We start from the raw sequence: 14,980 nt of genomic DNA, 5'->3' as shown, positions 1-14,980 counted from the left end.
TTCTTCGCTGCTGCCTTCTTCTTCGCCGGCGCCTGCTTCGTGGCCGCCTTGTTCTTCGTCGCCGAGGACTTCTTGTCCTGGCCGACCCGCTCGGCGAGGTTCTCGGAGAGCTCCTCGAAGCGGTCCTCGAGCTCGTCGAACCGCTCGGACATCCAACTCACCTGCTTGGACACCTCGCGCTGGATGACCTCGCTCAGCCGTTCGGAAGTTTCCTTGCCGCGCTCGACCAGCCCGCCGATCAGCTTCTCAGCATCTCGCTTCTGCACCTCGCCTGCCGCGACGAGTTGGCGCACCGTGGCCTCGGCCTGCTTGCGCGAGGTTTCGCCGAACTGCACACCGGCGTCGAGGAGTCGTTGGAGCGATGAGTTGGCCATCGCTCAAGACTATCCAGTGTGATCAATCGAGCGCGGCGACCACGGCAGCGAGGTCCCGGTGGGTTCCCTCGCCGGCGGGAGCGACGCCGGACTCGACCAGCGCAAACCGACAACCCAGCCGCTCGGCGAACTGTCCGTCGGTGTCGGGACGGTCGCCGACCATGAGCAGGTCGTCCGGTCGAGCGCCGACCAGGTCGAGCACGAGATCGGCCATCGGTCGGTCGGGCTTTCCGGCGAAGACGGGATCCACTCCACCGACGCATGCGATCGCTGCGACCATCGATCCGCCACCGGGCTCGAGTCCACGCGGCGTCGGGAAGGTCGAATCGCGGTTCGTGCCGATCAACCGAGCACCGGCGAGCACGACCGCACCGGCGACGCGGAGCCGGTCGTAGTCGAATTGCCGATCGAGCCCGACGACCACGGCGTCGAATCCGCCGATCCATTCCGGCGTCAGATCGGCCGGCAGGTCCCGATTCGCGACGGCATCGGCGCCGCGATCACGGACTGCCTCGACGACGCCCGGTCCGCCGGTGACCAGCACCCGCTCGCCCGGCTCGACCAGGAACGCCGCCGCCATCGACGACGACACGACATCGCCCACCGCATCGATGCCGACTGCCGCGAGCGCGGCTTCGTGCTCGGCGAGGGTGGCGACGGAATTGTTGGTGACGAACATCACCCGCCTCCCGGATTCCCGCAGGGTGTCGATCGCCTCGACCGACCCGGGGATCGGTTCGTGCGCGAGCCAAACCACTCCGTCGAGGTCACACAGCACAGTCTCGGTTCGACGTGGCATCCTGTGATGGTGCCACGGTTCACCCCATTCCCCGCCCTCCGCTACCGAGATCGCGCGATCGACGATCTGATCGCCCCGCCGTACGACGTGCTCTCGGAGCAGGACCTCGACGAGTTGAACGCTCGGAGTCCGCAGAACATCACCCACGTCGATGTCCCTCGCGAGAGCGACGGACCTGGTCGGTACGAGCGCGCCGGTGAGCAGCTCCGCCAGTGGATCGATGCGGGCGTGATGGACTTCGACGAGGCGCCGACGTTCACGCTGTATCGACTGCGCTTCACGGACGCGAGCGGCGCGGACCGCAGCATCGTGGGAGTTCTCGGCGGACTCGAGGTGGGTCCGTACGGCGAATGCGGCGTGCTCCCGCACGAGCGGATCACTCCCAAGGCGTCGACCGATCGCCTCGACCTGACACGAGCAACCCGCGCGAACATGTCGCCGATCTGGGGTTTGTCGCTCGCCGACGGGTTGACCGCACTGTTGACCGAACCGGGTGAACCGATCGCCAGCGTCACCGTGGACGGCGTGGAACACTCGGTCGAGCGTGTGAGCGACCCGGAACGAATCGCCGCGATCAGCGCCCTCGTGGCGACCGACGACGTACTGATCGCCGACGGCCACCATCGCTACGGCGTCGCACAGACCTTCCGCGACGAGACCCGGACCGCGACCGGCAGCGACTCCACGCCGGCGGAGGACACGCTCGTGTTCGTGAGCGAGTTGGTGGAGGACCAACTGAGCGTGGAGGCGATCCACCGGCTGTACTCCGACATCCACGTGGACGACCTGGTCCGCGCACTCGATGCCGGATTCGAACGCACGCCCGCCGAGGCGCCCTCACCGGCGACCCTCGCGGAAATGGACGAGCGCGGCGCGCTCTGCCTCGTGCGTCCCGATGGTTCCGCCGAATGGTTGACGCCGAAGCCCGGTGCGTTCGACGGCGTTCGCTCGCTGGACGGACTGTGGCTCGAGGAACTCCTCAGCGGCGTCGAGCACTCGGTCACCTACCAGCACGGTGTCGACCGGGTGGTCGATGCGGTGGTGAACGGCAACGCTCACGCCGCCGTGTTGATCCGCCCCGTCAGCGTCGCCGAGATCGAGCGCACAGCTCGTGAAGGTGTCGTGATGCCACCGAAGTCGACGTTCTTCACGCCGAAGCTCCTCACCGGCCTCGTCATTCGTCCGCTGGCCTGACCCGCTCGGCAGCGGCGGCACGCAGCGACCGAGCCGATTTCGCACGTCGCGCCGGAACCAGTGAGTCGACGACCACTTCGGTGCGACTCTGCGTTCGACCTCCGGAGCGGAAGAAGCGGCGCCGCACGATCCCGACGACCACGACCTCCTCGCCGACGTCGAACGACGACATCGCCGACGCCGACGGGTCGTGCCACGCGAGCGGCACGGACACGCGCTGGCCGTCGACGGGGGTGGAGAGGTCGAAGTTGACGACGTCGACGCCGGAGGGAAGCGAACGTCGCGTCGGCTCGCTGGTGACCGTGCCGGCAAGCACCGCGACGTTCTGAGTGGATGAAGACTGGCCCATGAGGGTCCTCCCGAGATGCGTGGAGGGATGATGCATGGGGAGAGTCGGTGCTGAGCACGGTACTCAGGGGGTGCCCCAGAGATGATCGGACCGACGGACGGTGGCGAAGAAGGTTCACGACGGGTAGCCGAATCGAAAACAACCGTCGGTGCGGGAAGGCGCGCGCGATGTGGAAGGTTGGCTGACGACAATGCTCGACTCCGCGCTGCGACCCGTGAAAGATCGGCTGCTCGCACCCTTCGCGCGCAGTCCCGTCACACTCCTGCACCCGGCGGGCATCTCGGCGATCGGGCTGGGATTCGGCCTCGGCGCCGCGATCGCCGCCTGGCAGCAGCTGCCCGCGCTGGCCGTCGTGCTGTGGCTGACCGGACGGCTCGCGGACGGACTCGATGGAATCGTTGCCCGGGAGACGGACCGCTCGACCGACGCCGGGGGCCTGATCGACTTCGTGTTCGACACGCTCGCGTACGCGGCGATTCCGCTGGGCCTGGCGTTCGGCGCCGACGATCGCGCGACCTGGATCGCCACCGCGGTGGTGCTCGCCAGCTTCTACGTCAACGCCGTGTCGCTTGGCTACATCGCCGCCTTGCTCGAGAAGCGGGCACTCGGCGCGGCCGCCCGCGGTGAACCCACCAGCGCGACGTTGCCGCGTGGACTGATCGAGGGAACCGAGACGATCGTCTTCTTCACCATCGCCCTCGCGTTCCCCGACGCCGCTGCCACCGTGTGGTGGGTCATGGCCGTGGCTGTCGTCGTGACCGCCCTGGAGCGAGTTCGCTGGGCGATCCGGCTCCTGCGATGAGCGTGACGGTCAGGGTCTGGGTCCAACGGATCGGTGTCACCGCGTTGTGGATCGCAGCGATCCTCTTGTGGCGGAACCATCAGACGTCCAACGATCTGTCGACGACCGAAGTCGGCCAGCGCTTTCTCGACAATGTCGGATCCGAATGGTGGGGTGTGCTCGCCTACATCGGCGTCTACCTGCTCCGGCCCTTGGTGCTCTTCCCGGCGTCGGTGCTCACCGTGATGGGTGGAATCCTGTTCGGACCGTGGCTCGGTGTCGCGGTCGTGGTGGTCGCAGCGAACGCGTCGGCAATGGTCGCGTATGGCGTGGGACGCCTCCTCGGAGGGAGCGACACCGACGACCAGGCCGCCGTTGCGGAAGCATCGAGCGACGACCGGCAGTCGTTCATCACCGCGTGGAGCCGTCGCCTCCGCGAGCACAGCTTCGAGACGGTCTTCGTGATGCGGCTGCTGTTCCTGCCCTACGACCTCGTGAGCTACGCGTGTGGCGCGCTGCGCATCCGCTGGGCCCCGTTCCTGGCTGCCACCGCGCTCGGATCATTGCCGGGCACGGTCTCGTTCGTCCTGCTCGGTGCGTCACTGGAACGAGTCGACCAGGGAATCGACGGAGTCAACCCCTGGGCGATCGTCATCAGCGTCGCCATCTTCGTCGTCAGTATCGTCATCTCCCGAGTGCTCAGAAAGCGGCAGCCATGATCGACCACGACCCGACCCGCACCTACCGCGCCGCCGTCATCGGGGCCGGTTCCGGCGGGCTCACCCTCGCGATCGGACTCGCGGGCTTCGGCCACGAGGTCGCCCTCATCGAATCGGGTCCCATCGGTGGGGACTGCACGAACGTCGGCTGCATTCCGTCGAAATCACTCCTCCATGCCGCACGCGCCGGGACGTCCGACCCGTTCGGGACCGTCCGCGCCAAGCGCGACGATCTCAGCGGTCGCGAGGACGCCGAGCTGGTCGAGCACGACCTGATCCACCTCGTGCGCGGCCGCGCTCGACTCGCCGAGAGCGCCGATCCACACGTGGTGACGGTCGTCGGAGTCGACGGAACGATCACATCGGTGCGCGCGGAGAACGTCGTGATCTGCGCCGGGTCGAAGCCCGTCCAGTTTCCGATCGACGGACTCGACGCCGGCCGAATTCTCACCAACGAGAGCCTGTTCGAACTCGATACGGCTCCCACCAAGATCGTGATGATCGGGGGCGGCGCGATCTCGCTGGAGATGGCGACCGCCTTCCGCGACCTCGCGAGCCACGTCGAGATCGTCGAGCTCCAGGACCGTCTGCTCCCGACCGAGGATCCCCTCGTGTCGACCACCATTAAGCACGCCCTCGAGGACCAGGGCGTGATCGTCCACACCGGCACCTCGATCGAACGCGTCGACTCGGCGACCGCCCACCTGGCGAACGGAACCACCATCTCCGACGTGGACAAGGTGTTGTTCGCGGTGGGTCGACGGCCGCAACTCGACGACCTCGGGTTGGACGTCGCGGGGGTCGAGTCCACGGCCGACGGGATCGTCGCCGACAGTTTCGGGCGGACGAACGTCGACGGGATCTTCGCTGTCGGCGACGTCACCGGCAACACGCTGACCACCCACGGAGCGAACTCGATCGCGCGCCGCACCATCCGCGCGATCGCGCTGCCGTACCTGCCCAAGCTCGGTGAGCCACGTGCGCAGCCGAGCGCCGTGTTCTCTCGGCCGCAGGTCGCATCGGTGGGTCTGTCCGTGGATGCAGTCGACGCACTGCCGCGTGCGGGACGTCGCCGCTACGTCGTGCAGATCGCCGACCTCGATCGTGGGCTCACCGATGACGTCGAACACGGCGTGGCGATCGTCGATGCCGAGCGGTTCACCGGGAAGATCCTGCGCGCCGCGATCGTGGGACCGGCAGCCGCGGAGGTCATCGGCATCTTCACGATGGCCATCGACCACGGGATCGGGCTCCGCAAGATCTTCTCCACCGTACACCCGTATCCGGCGTACGCGCAGCTCGTCGGCCAGGTCGCCGACGACTTCGCTCGGGACACCTTCAGCAGCCTTCCCATCGAGTGGTGGGGAATGGTGCGCGGGCGAATCGGGCGACGACTGCGTCGTCACCCGATGTGACCGCTGCGACACGCATGGCGCGATCGGGACGCCCATCGGCCCACGTACCCTCCGGAGCGCTCGCGGTCCCGGACGGACCGTGGCGTCTCCACTCCCCTCCCCACAAGGACGATTCCGACATGACCCGCCGCCCGCTTCACCTCCCTCGCACCCTCACCGCAGCGCTGTGCACCACCGCACTGATCGCCGGCTGCTCCAGCGGCTCCGACGACGTCGCCGACGACACCGTTGCCGACACGACGGAGACCGTCGCCGAGACCGCGGGGACCGTCGCCGAGACAGAGGAGACGACGGTCGAGACGACCCCGGAAACGACCGAGGCGCCGACCACCGCTGCTGAGCCCGAGACCACCGCTGCCGAGACGGCCGAACCGGTCGACGCCACACCGACCGAGCCCGGCTCGGAACTGGTGATCGGTGACGCCGCCATCGTGCCCATGGACGACGAACTCCCCGACGAACTGGTGTCACTGACCGTGGACGGGATCCGCGAGGGAACGAGCGAGGAACTCGCACAGCTCCGGATCGAGGACGCGGCAGCGGACGCTCAGCTCTTCTACGTGGACTACACCATCGCCAACGTGTCGGCTCCCGAGGAAGGCGCCGACTACACGCCGAGCGTCACCTCGCAGTTCGTGGCTCTCGACGCCACCGACACACCACTGACGCCGATCATCAAGCTCGTCGCCTTCGACACGTGCGAGAACGACGACGTCGACGCACTCGCCGTCGGGGAATCGCTCGAGCAGTGCGAGATCTACCTCGCCGAGGGCGGAGTGGTCGCCGAGTCGGTCGGTTTCGCGAGCGGGTTCGACTCGCTGCCGATCTTCTGGCGCTGACCTGCCAAAGACCGGGCGCCCGCGCGCGGTGAGCGAACCCAAGTCACCCGACGGGTGGTTCGCTCGCCGCTCGGCTCGGCCGGCCATGGGCCGACGCTAGGTTCGCCGAGATGACCGACACTCTTCGATGGGGCATCGCCTCGACCGGACGAATCTCGACGCAGATGGCCGAGGCCCTCGCGACGATCGACGGGGCGGAGATCGTCGCGGTCGGCTCACGGACGCAGGCGGCAGCCGACGAGTTCGCAGCCACCCACTCGATCCCTCGTGCCCACGGCTCCTACGAGGCGCTGTGGGCCGATGACGGGGTCGACATCGTCTACATCGGTTCACCGCACAGCGAGCACTGTGCAATGGCGGTCGCCGCGCTCGATGCGGGGCGACACGTCCTGTGCGAGAAGGCGTTCGCGATCAATGCCGGCGAGGCGCGCGAGATGCTCGACGCCGCGCGTCGCAACGACCGGTTCATCATGGAAGCGATGTGGAGTTGGTTCATGCCCGCGTGGCAGGAGCTTCGCGCCCGGATCGAGGACGGAGCGATCGGCGAGATCATCAGTGTCGACGCGAACTTCTGCATCCCGATGCGGGATGTGAACGGTCGTCACCGTCGTCCTGACCTCGCCGGCGGAGCGCTCCTCGACGTCGGGATCTACCCGCTGTCGATCGGTCGCTTCCTGCTCGGCGAGCCCACCGACGTGAAGGTGTTGGGCCGACTCACCGACCAAGGGGTCGACGGTCTCGTCGGCGGCGTGATGCAACACGCGTCCGGTGCGATCACCACGTTCACCACATCACTCGACGCGATCTCCGACCACACCGCACGCATCGTCGGAACCGACGGTTTGATCACGGTCGCCGCGCCCTTCTGGCACCCGTCGGAGTTCACGATCACCCGCTTCGACGGCTCCGAACCCGAACGGATCGAGGCACCGAATCGCGGCCTGGCGCACGAGGCCGAGCACGCGATGGAGTGCATCGGGACGGGGGCAACCGAGAGCGACGTGCAGACCTGGGCGGCCACCCTCGCGAACATGGAGCTGATGGACGACATCCGCCGTCAGCTCGGTGTGGTCTACCCCTCCGAGGCCGACGCCGGATAATCAGCGTACGAAGCCTTGAACACGCCCTGGTGGAGCAGCACCGTCGCGGCGTGGCGTCCGCTCTCGGCATCGGTCACGGTCGACTCGGTCCAGTACGACTCGACCGACCGCCCCTGGCCGATCCCGACGATCGTGTGGGCGACGTCGTACGGACGGCCGGCGAACACCGGGCCGTCCACGTAGCGCACCTCGAGGTCGATGAACAGCCCGACCGCCGGGCCGCGAACCGGGAAGTGTGCTCCACTCTGGTGTGCGAGCACGCTGATCATCTCGGTCGGCACGATCGGCGTGCCCCAGGGTGAGTCGCCGTCGGCGTCGTACCACGACGAACGTTCGGTGATCCGGGCGAGCTTGTCGCTCAGCGAGAACGGGTAGAGCGCGCCGTTGTGGCTGTCGAAACCCATCGTGACACTGACCGGCTCGGACGTCATCCCGATCTCCAACTGGTCGACGATGAACAGCTCGCCGGGATCGCCGAGTCCACGTTCCCGTCGGGCATCCAGTTCGGTCGACGTGTCGGTACCGATCGAGGCGGTCCCGGTCAACACCGGTGTGCCGTCGTGCTTGACCGCGTTGATCGTCGCCGAGTGCGCACCATGCGGGGCGAGTGCCGCCTGCACGTCTTCGCCCTCGACCACCATGTTCAGGAAGTGCGAGGAAATGCACCCGCTCTCGAACCATTGCCGGCCCCAGTGTTCGACCGCCAGCGGGTCGAACTGACTGAAGTGGGTGGGCCCCTCGATCGGCGCCCCGACCAGTCCGAGCTTCGCGGCCTCGGCATCGTCGTGCACGCTCGCATGTCCGCCGTACTCCTGGTCGGCGAGCATCTGCGCGGGCGCACGGAACGGCCCGGTCAGCGTGCCATCGTCGGCGTGGTCGATCTCGGTCGCGAAACTCATCGCCCGATCGTGACACACGGACCATTCGGTGTCAGACACCCGATGGCACCGGGTGGCGCAGGACGGTCAGGGGTCTTCTGGCGGGATCGGGACGTCGGGGTTGCGTTCGTAGAGCGCCCAGAAGTCGTTCCGTTCGACGAGGTCGAAGGCCGGTTTCACGACCGCCCAGTCCTCGCTCGGGAAACTGGTGGGGCCGGCGCCGGGAACCGGCAGGACGATGTATTCGACACGTTCCGCACGGTCCGGGATGCGCGGTCCGTCCAGCAGGCCCTCCGGTCCGTAGAGCACCGATCGGAACGGCACCGGGAACTGGTAGATCTCCGCGCGGTGAGCCATGTGCGGAGTGGCGCGATAGTGCGCCGCGACGACAGCGTCCTCGGGGACCAGGTCGATGATCTCCCGCGCCGAGTTCGCCCATTCGTTGTTCGGGTTCCCGTAGAACTGATCCGTCCGCCCCCATGGCACCGGAGCCCACAGGTACGAGGTGAAGACCGCCGCCACGGCCACCAGTGACACGGCAATCGTGCGGGTGGGCATCGCGAACGGACCCGCGTTCCGGATCGCTCCGATCGCGTAGACCGTGCCGAGCGACAGCGCAGGAACGGCGATGAGCGAGTAGTGATACTCGATCTGATACTGGTACCAGAAGGTGCTCAGCACGTTCGTGAACAACACCACACCGCTGATCAGCGCCACCGACGGCAGGCGGACGAACAGCCAGGCGAACGGTGCGGTCATCTGGACGAGATACCACGGCCGATCGTCGCTCCGGAGGTGGCGAACGAGGTCGGTCGGGTTGGTGAGCGCGGTGTCGATCACGCCGCTCGGTCCGCCGAACGGGATCCGCCACGTGTTGCGTGTCGGCACACCGATCAGGCTGCGCATCACGACGAACATCGCGAACGCCATGAAGGCGAGGCTGCCGACCACGGTGGCCACACCGATCCGCCAGTCCCGCTTCACCCCGACCCACACACCGAGCGGGACGAGCACGAGCGAGGCGTCCTCCTTCACCAGCAGGGCCAGCGCCACGAACACGAAGTAGGTCTTCCACCGTCGCTCGAGTGCGGCCCAGATCGCGAACCCGACGAACACGCCGAGGTACGAGTCCGGATGGAAATTCTCGAGGTTCGTCCAGCCGACCGCGGGGTGGAGCAGGTACGCCGCTCCCATCGCGAGCGCGAGCCACTCGCTCCTCAGTCGCTTCCGCGCGTACAGGAAGATCGGGATCGCTCCGGCGCCGATCGCCGCGGACTGGCTGAAGAACAGCACCCCGGCCGCCGGCCAGATCCAGTAGAGCGGCACCAGCAGAAGCAGGATGAACGATGCGTGGTCGCCGAAGAGGTTGCGACCCATGAGCGTCACGAACGGCGTCTCGAAACGCGACAGCAGCCAGACGCCCTGGTCGTACAGTGCCGAGTCGTACGACGCCGTGCCGAGCGCGTGGTGGATGTCGAGCGAACGACGTGTGTAGAACGCGATGTAGATGACGACGACCGCCGCCATCAACACCTGGGGAACGGTGATCCGGGTCCACCAGGAGCGTCGGGAAGTCGCCGATGATTCAGACGCGTCCTCGTCATCGTCGGTCCCGGATGCCGGGGCCTCCTCGACGAGTTCGGTCATCCCACCAGTCTGGCGCGCGCTCAGGGACGCAGGTCGGCAACGAGCGCGGCGAGCACTCCGTTGACGAATCGACCGCTGTCGTCGGTCGAGAACTGCTTGACCAGGTTCACCGCTTCGTCGAGCACGACGGCGGTGGGCACCTCGGGGCGGTGGGCGAGTTCGAACGCACCGATGCGCAGCACGTTCAGATCGATCACCGGCATCCGCGCCAGCGTCCACCCCGTCGCCCGCTCGTCGATCGCAACATCGAGGGCGTCACGGTGCTCGGCTACGCCGCGCACGATCGTCTGGGTCAGTTCATCGGGTGCGAGCACCTGGAGTTCGAGCGCGTCGACGGGGGTGATGCCCTTCGACTCCGCTTCGTACAGCAGGTAGAGCGCCCGTTCGCGCGCATCCGACCGTTCGTCGGGCCGCGAAAGCGTCGCCATCAGACGCGCGTCATGTAGTCGCCGGTGCGCGTGTCGACGCGCACCTTGTCACCGGTTTCGATGAACAGCGGCACCTTGATCTCCTTGCCCGTTTCGAGCGTCGCCGGTTTCGTGCCGCCACTCGAACGGTCGCCCTGGAGTCCCGGCTCGGTGTTGCCGATGGTCAGCTCCACCGATGCGGGAATCTCGACGCCGATGATCTCGCCGTCGTAGAACGCGATCTGCGCGACCATCTGCTCGATCAGGTAGTCCTTCGTGTCGCCGAGCGCCACCTCGGGCACGTTGGTCTGGTCGTAGGTCTTCGTGTTCATGAAGACGTAGTCGTTGCCGTCGTGGTACAGGTACTGCATGTCCTCGCGCTGAACGATCGCCTGCTCGACCTTGATCCCGGCGTTGAACGTCTTGTCGATCACGGCACCGGTGCGCACGTTGCGAATCTTCGAGCGGACGAACGCACCACCCTTGCCCGGCTTCACGTGCTGGAACTCGACGACCTGGAACAGGTTGTTGTCGAGTTCGAGCGTGATGCCGTTCTTGAGGTCATTGACGGAGATCTGGGGCATGTTCAGTTCAACTCTCGCTTGGGTGAGTGCGTCAGCACCCGGTAGCCGGACTCGGTGACATGGACGAGGTCCTCGATCCGGAAACCACCGAATCCGCCACGATAGAGGCCGGGTTCGATGGTCACCACGTCGTCGGCGAGGATCACATCGGTGCTGATCGGGGAATGGAACGGGCTCTCGTGGATGTCGAGGCCCACGCCGTGGCCGGTGCCGTGGATGTACCAGTCGAGATAGCCGGCCTCGTCGAACACCGCTCGGCACGCCGCGTCGATCTCGGTCGCTTGAACGCCGGGGCGGGTGGCTTCGAGACCGGCCTCCTGTGCGGCCGCGACGAGCGCGTAGATCTCACGCTGCTCGGGTGTCGGGTCGCCGATCACCCAGGAACGGGTCATGTCGGAGTGATATCCGTCGACGAGCGCCCCCACGTCGATGATCACCGTGTCACCCTCGGCGATGGTGCGTCGCGATGCGCCGTGGTGCGGTCGTGCGCCGTGGTCGGGACCGCTCGCGACGATCGTCTCGTAGCTGCGGTCGTCGGCGCCCTGACGGACCATCAGGTACTCGAGTTCGGCGCGGACCTCGAGTTCGGTCATCCCGCACAAGTTCGGTTCGACCTCGGCCAACGCCCCGTCGGCGCACGCCGCTGCCGCCGCGATCCGCTCGACCTCGGCGGCGTCCTTCATCCGCCGGGCGCGCGTGATCGGTGAGGGACGATTGACGAGGTCGATGTCCGCTGCCAACCGGGTCCAGGTCGAGTGCGTGACCGCCGAGGCATCGAGCGCCACCTCGGTGTCTCCGAGCAATTCGACGAGTCGTCGGTGCAAGCGATCGGCTCGCTGTTCGACGACGATCGTCGCCCCGGTCCCGGCGGTCTCCTCGCGGGCCTTGTCGCCGTAGCGACCGTCCGTTCCGACGATGAGCTCATCCCTGCGGGTGATCGCCCAGCCGTTCGACCCGTGGAAACCCGTCAGCCAGCGGACGTCGGTCAGGTCGGTGTGCAGCGTCGTGCCGTCGGCGTCGGCACAGATCGCACGGACCCTCGCGGCGTGGTCGATCGGCGAGAGATCGAACCCGCTCGTCACGCGAGGAACCATTCGAGCGCGGTGCGGACCGACCGCTCGTCGACGCCCGTGACCACTTCGACACCATCGGGACCGTCGAGTGCAAAGGTCAAGCCGTCGAGCGCCTTCTTGTCGCGTCGCATCAGCTCGATGAGCTGATCGACATCGAGGCCGTCGGGCGGGCGCGTGGCCAGGTCGTACTCCCCTGCCACCACCTGCCGGTGATCGGTGACCCGGGCGTCGTCGATACGACCCAGTTCGCGACCGAGTTCGGCGGCGTAGATCAGACCGATCGCCACTGCTTCGCCGTGCGCGAGGTCGTGGCCGGTCGCCGTTTCGAGGGCGTGCGCGAGGGTGTGTCCGTAGTTCAGGAGCGCTCGTCGGCCGCCCTCGCGTTCGTCGGCGGCGACGATCTCGGCCTTGATCTCGATGCATCGGGCGATCCGCTGCTCGAGTTCCATGCTCAAGAGATCGTCGCCGGTGAGGAAGTGGTACTTCGCCATCTCACCGAGCCCACAGCGCATCTCGCGGGGAGGAAGGGTGTCGAGTGCGTCGAGATCACAGATCACGCCGGACGGCTGCCAGAACGCTCCGACGAGATTCTTTCCCTCCGGCAGGTTCACGCCGGTCTTGCCGCCGATCGCAGCATCGACCATGCCGAGCAACGAGGTCGACACGTGCACGACCGGGGTGCCGCGGTGCCACGACGCGGCGGCGAACCCGGCGACGTCGGTGACCATCCCGCCGCCGGCGCCGATCACGAGATCGTTGCGGGTCAGGCCCATCCGAGCGAACGAGCTCGTCAACGATTCGATCGTCGGGAGCGACTTCGCCGCCTCCCCGACACCGATCTCGAACACCTCGATGTGACGGTCTGCGAGGTGGCTGCTCAGATTGCGAAATGCCGCAGGAACCCCGGACTGGGTCACCACGGCGATCCGCTGAACTCGGTCAGGAACCAGATCGTTCAGGTGCTCGATCGCGCCGTTCCCGACCAGGACGTCGTACGCCCGATCCGGGAGTGGAACGGTCACCCGGCGCATCGCAGCACCGCCCCCGCGACGTCGTGGACGGACCGGTTGTCGACCGACACGATGGCATCGGCGACGTCCTGGTACAACGCCGACCGCTCCTCGTACATCCGTCGCAACGTTCCTTCGGGGTCGTCATCGAGCAGCGGTCGATGCATCCCGTTGCGAACACGCTCGAGCAGCAGGTCGACATCGGCGAGCAACCACACCACGTGGGCCCCGCTGCCCTTCAGCACCTCTCGATTCTCGTCGCTCAGCACCACGCCGCCCGCGGCCGCGATGATCGACGGCTCCTCGGCGGCGATCGCGTCGCCGAGCACGTCGGTCTCGAGCTGGCGGAAGACCGGCTCTCCTTCGTCGCGCCAGATCTCCCGGACCGTTCGTCCCGCTCGGGCCTCGATCATCTCGTCGGAATCGAACAGTTCCCGGTCGAGCCGACGTGCGAGTACGCGACCGACCGATGACTTGCCCGCGCCCATCATCCCGACGAGCACGAGATGCCGGTCGGTGCAGGTGTTCACAGCGTCGCCGCGAAGGCCTCGGCGTTGCGCACGAACTCATCGACGGAATCGCCTCCGAACTTGCGCTGAGCTTCCGCCGCCAGGGTGAGTGACACCATGGTTTCCGCGACGACACCCATCGCCGGCACCGCGGTCACGTCGGTGCGCTCCTTGAACGACACGGCCGACTCCTTGGTGGCCGTGTCGACCGTTTCGAGCGTGGGCTTGTTGAGCGTCGCGAGAGGCTTCATCGCTGCGCGCACGACCAGCAGTTCGCCCGTCGTCATCCCGCCCTCGGTTCCTCCGGCGAGCGTGCTCCCACGCCGGTAGGTGGAGTTCTCGGAATCCCACGAGATCGGATCGTGAGCGTTGCTCCCGCGGCGTCCTGCCACGTCGAAACCGTCACCGATCTCGACACCCTTGACCGCCTGAATGCTCATGACGGACTGAGCGAGCATCGCGTCGATCTTCCGGTCCCAGTGGACATGCGATCCCAGGCCGACCGGCACGTTGAATCCGAGCACCTCCACGACGCCGCCGAGGGAATCGCCGTCCTTCGCGCAGGCCTTGATCTCGGCGATCATGTCATCGCTCGTCGCCAGGTCGAAGCAGCGAACCTGGTTCTCGTCCACACGATCGAGTTCGTCGGGCGATGGTCGATCGGCCCCGTCCGGGACGCGGACCGAACCCATCTGAATCACGTGCGACAGAACCTCGACCTCGAGCGTGCGCAGCAACTCCTTCGCGACCGCGCCAGCCGCGACGCGGGCAGCGGTCTCGCGGGCGCTCGCTCGTTCGAGCACGTCGCGGGCGTCGGTGAACCCGTACTTCTGCATCCCGGCCAAGTCGGCATGGCCAGGACGGACCTGGGTGAGCGGAGACTGGGTCTCCCCGGGCGCGGGGTCCATCTCGTCGTGCCACTTGTCGCTGCGGAACCACTCGCTGTTCTTGATCTCGATCGCGAGCGGGGAGCCGAGCGTGCGACCGTGGCGGACACCGCCGATCAGCGTGAGTTCGTCGGCCTCGAACCGCTGCCGCGGACCGCGCCCGAACCCGAGGCGACGGCGCCCCATCTCGGCCTGAATCTGCTCGACCGTGATCCCCAGACCGGCCGGAAGCCCCTCGACGATCACGACGAGTCCCTGTCCGTGCGACTCACCGGCCGTCAGATACCTCAGCATCCCCCGATCCTACCGCCACCCCCATTTCCGCTTCCCGAGCCGTTCAGGCCGCCCTTCACACCCCCGCCGCTGAGCAAATTTCGAGGGATCCGGACGCCCACGGTCCCGATCCCACGAAATT

17 protein-coding genes are annotated in these 14,980 nt (G+C 67.2%); 6 read left to right on the top strand and 11 right to left on the bottom strand.

All coding sequences use genetic code 11. From position 1 onward, the window contains the following. On the bottom strand, positions 1–374 hold a 374-nt coding region (locus ON45_RS06880; RefSeq protein WP_040492903.1), incomplete at its 3' end, for a hypothetical protein. A gap of 22 nt (positions 375–396) precedes the next feature. After that, the gene (locus ON45_RS06875) at positions 397–1,173 is read right to left on the bottom strand and encodes an HAD-IIA family hydrolase (protein ID WP_083914532.1); all 777 of its coding nucleotides are present in this window, start codon (positions 1,171–1,173) and stop codon (positions 397–399) included. A gap of 6 nt (positions 1,174–1,179) precedes the next feature. Between ON45_RS06875 and ON45_RS06870 the strand changes: the two genes are divergently transcribed. After that, on the top strand, positions 1,180–2,367 hold the full coding sequence (locus ON45_RS06870; RefSeq protein WP_241432164.1) for a DUF1015 family protein: 1,188 nt from the start codon (positions 1,180–1,182) through the stop codon (positions 2,365–2,367). Here the strand turns inward: ON45_RS06870 and ON45_RS06865 are convergent. Further along, positions 2,348–2,716, bottom strand: coding sequence for a single-stranded DNA-binding protein (locus ON45_RS06865; protein ID WP_158412254.1), 369 nt, complete (start codon positions 2,714–2,716; stop codon positions 2,348–2,350). The two genes, ON45_RS06870 and ON45_RS06865, sit on opposite strands and share 20 nt — an antisense overlap. A gap of 190 nt (positions 2,717–2,906) precedes the next feature. On the opposite strand from ON45_RS06865, the gene ON45_RS06860 reads away from it, so the two are divergent. The 5 genes from ON45_RS06860 (at position 2,907) to ON45_RS06840 (ending at position 7,570) form a co-directional block, all read left to right on the top strand. Further along, the gene (locus ON45_RS06860; protein WP_040492905.1) at positions 2,907–3,518 is read left to right on the top strand and encodes a CDP-alcohol phosphatidyltransferase family protein; all 612 of its coding nucleotides are present in this window, start codon (positions 2,907–2,909) and stop codon (positions 3,516–3,518) included. Then, the gene (locus ON45_RS06855; RefSeq protein WP_040492901.1) at positions 3,515–4,216 is read left to right on the top strand and encodes a TVP38/TMEM64 family protein; all 702 of its coding nucleotides are present in this window, start codon (positions 3,515–3,517) and stop codon (positions 4,214–4,216) included. The genes ON45_RS06860 and ON45_RS06855 overlap by 4 nt, the downstream gene beginning before the upstream one ends. After that, the gene (locus ON45_RS06850) at positions 4,213–5,631 is read left to right on the top strand and encodes a dihydrolipoyl dehydrogenase family protein (RefSeq protein WP_040492900.1); all 1,419 of its coding nucleotides are present in this window, start codon (positions 4,213–4,215) and stop codon (positions 5,629–5,631) included. Before ON45_RS06855 ends, ON45_RS06850 begins: the two co-directional genes overlap by 4 nt. 119 nt (positions 5,632–5,750) lie before the next feature. Further along, positions 5,751–6,470, top strand: coding sequence for a hypothetical protein (locus ON45_RS06845; protein ID WP_040492899.1), 720 nt, complete (start codon positions 5,751–5,753; stop codon positions 6,468–6,470). Positions 6,471–6,580: 110 nt separating this feature from the next. Continuing rightward, positions 6,581–7,570, top strand: a complete 990-nt coding sequence (locus ON45_RS06840) for a Gfo/Idh/MocA family protein (RefSeq protein WP_040492898.1) — start codon at positions 6,581–6,583, stop codon at positions 7,568–7,570. Here ON45_RS06840 and ON45_RS06835 read toward each other — a convergent pair. From ON45_RS06835 to aroC, 8 genes are all read right to left on the bottom strand, one after another. Further along, positions 7,543–8,469, bottom strand: coding sequence for a hypothetical protein (locus ON45_RS06835; protein ID WP_040492897.1), 927 nt, complete (start codon positions 8,467–8,469; stop codon positions 7,543–7,545). The two genes, ON45_RS06840 and ON45_RS06835, sit on opposite strands and share 28 nt — an antisense overlap. A gap of 66 nt (positions 8,470–8,535) precedes the next feature. Next, positions 8,536–10,095 carry a DUF2079 domain-containing protein gene (locus tag ON45_RS06830; RefSeq protein ID WP_040492896.1) on the bottom strand — a complete coding sequence of 520 codons (1,560 nt, stop codon included), beginning with the start codon at positions 10,093–10,095 and terminating at the stop codon, positions 8,536–8,538. A 20-nt stretch (positions 10,096–10,115) separates the two neighbouring features. Beyond that, a complete protein-coding gene (nusB, locus tag ON45_RS06825) occupies positions 10,116–10,523 on the bottom strand; it encodes a transcription antitermination factor NusB (protein ID WP_040492895.1) in 408 nt (135 codons plus the stop codon). Further along, entirely contained in the window at positions 10,523–11,086 is a 564-nt protein-coding gene (efp, locus tag ON45_RS06820; protein WP_040492894.1) for an elongation factor P, read from the bottom strand. The genes nusB and efp overlap by 1 nt, the downstream gene beginning before the upstream one ends. 2 nt (positions 11,087–11,088) lie before the next feature. Further along, a complete protein-coding gene (locus ON45_RS06815; RefSeq protein WP_158412252.1) occupies positions 11,089–12,168 on the bottom strand; it encodes a M24 family metallopeptidase in 1,080 nt (359 codons plus the stop codon). Further along, positions 12,165–13,190 carry a 3-dehydroquinate synthase family protein gene (locus ON45_RS06810; RefSeq protein ID WP_040492893.1) on the bottom strand — a complete coding sequence of 342 codons (1,026 nt, stop codon included), beginning with the start codon at positions 13,188–13,190 and terminating at the stop codon, positions 12,165–12,167. The genes ON45_RS06815 and ON45_RS06810 overlap by 4 nt, the downstream gene beginning before the upstream one ends. Continuing rightward, positions 13,178–13,699, bottom strand: coding sequence for a shikimate kinase (locus tag ON45_RS06805; RefSeq protein WP_040492892.1), 522 nt, complete (start codon positions 13,697–13,699; stop codon positions 13,178–13,180). Before ON45_RS06805 ends, ON45_RS06810 begins: the two co-directional genes overlap by 13 nt. Then, positions 13,696–14,859: a chorismate synthase gene (aroC, locus tag ON45_RS06800; RefSeq protein ID WP_040492891.1), complete on the bottom strand. Its 1,164-nt coding sequence runs from the start codon at positions 14,857–14,859 to the stop codon at positions 13,696–13,698. The genes ON45_RS06805 and aroC overlap by 4 nt, the downstream gene beginning before the upstream one ends. Between the last annotated feature and the right edge of the window lie 121 nt (positions 14,860–14,980).

Source organism: Ilumatobacter nonamiensis YM16-303 (genome assembly GCF_000350145.1).
Classification (GTDB): domain Bacteria; phylum Actinomycetota; class Acidimicrobiia; order Acidimicrobiales; family Ilumatobacteraceae; genus Ilumatobacter_A; species Ilumatobacter_A nonamiensis.
The sequence above is the reverse complement of the archived record's forward strand: the minus strand, read 5'-3'. Positions and strand labels throughout refer to the sequence as shown.

Bases quoted from the DNA above. Each gene is read 5' to 3' on its own strand.
- ON45_RS06865 (WP_158412254.1), bottom strand. From the start codon at position 2,716: ATGGGCCAGTCTTCATCCACTCAGAACGTCGCGGTGCTTGCCGGCACG.
- efp (WP_040492894.1), bottom strand. From the start codon at position 11,086: ATGCCCCAGATCTCCGTCAATGACCTCAAGAACGGCATCACGCTCGAA.
- ON45_RS06835 (WP_040492897.1), bottom strand. From the start codon at position 8,469: ATGAGTTTCGCGACCGAGATCGACCACGCCGACGATGGCACGCTGACC.
- ON45_RS06845 (WP_040492899.1), top strand. From the start codon at position 5,751: ATGACCCGCCGCCCGCTTCACCTCCCTCGCACCCTCACCGCAGCGCTG.
- nusB (WP_040492895.1), bottom strand. From the start codon at position 10,523: ATGGCGACGCTTTCGCGGCCCGACGAACGGTCGGATGCGCGCGAACGG.
- aroC (WP_040492891.1), bottom strand. From the start codon at position 14,859: ATGCTGAGGTATCTGACGGCCGGTGAGTCGCACGGACAGGGACTCGTC.
- ON45_RS06850 (WP_040492900.1), top strand. From the start codon at position 4,213: ATGATCGACCACGACCCGACCCGCACCTACCGCGCCGCCGTCATCGGG.
- ON45_RS06855 (WP_040492901.1), top strand. From the start codon at position 3,515: ATGAGCGTGACGGTCAGGGTCTGGGTCCAACGGATCGGTGTCACCGCG.
- ON45_RS06860 (WP_040492905.1), top strand. From the start codon at position 2,907: ATGCTCGACTCCGCGCTGCGACCCGTGAAAGATCGGCTGCTCGCACCC.
- ON45_RS06810 (WP_040492893.1), bottom strand. From the start codon at position 13,190: ATGCGCCGGGTGACCGTTCCACTCCCGGATCGGGCGTACGACGTCCTG.
- ON45_RS06840 (WP_040492898.1), top strand. From the start codon at position 6,581: ATGACCGACACTCTTCGATGGGGCATCGCCTCGACCGGACGAATCTCG.
- ON45_RS06830 (WP_040492896.1), bottom strand. From the start codon at position 10,095: ATGACCGAACTCGTCGAGGAGGCCCCGGCATCCGGGACCGACGATGAC.
- ON45_RS06870 (WP_241432164.1), top strand. From the start codon at position 1,180: ATGGTGCCACGGTTCACCCCATTCCCCGCCCTCCGCTACCGAGATCGC.
- ON45_RS06875 (WP_083914532.1), bottom strand. From the start codon at position 1,173: ATGCCACGTCGAACCGAGACTGTGCTGTGTGACCTCGACGGAGTGGTT.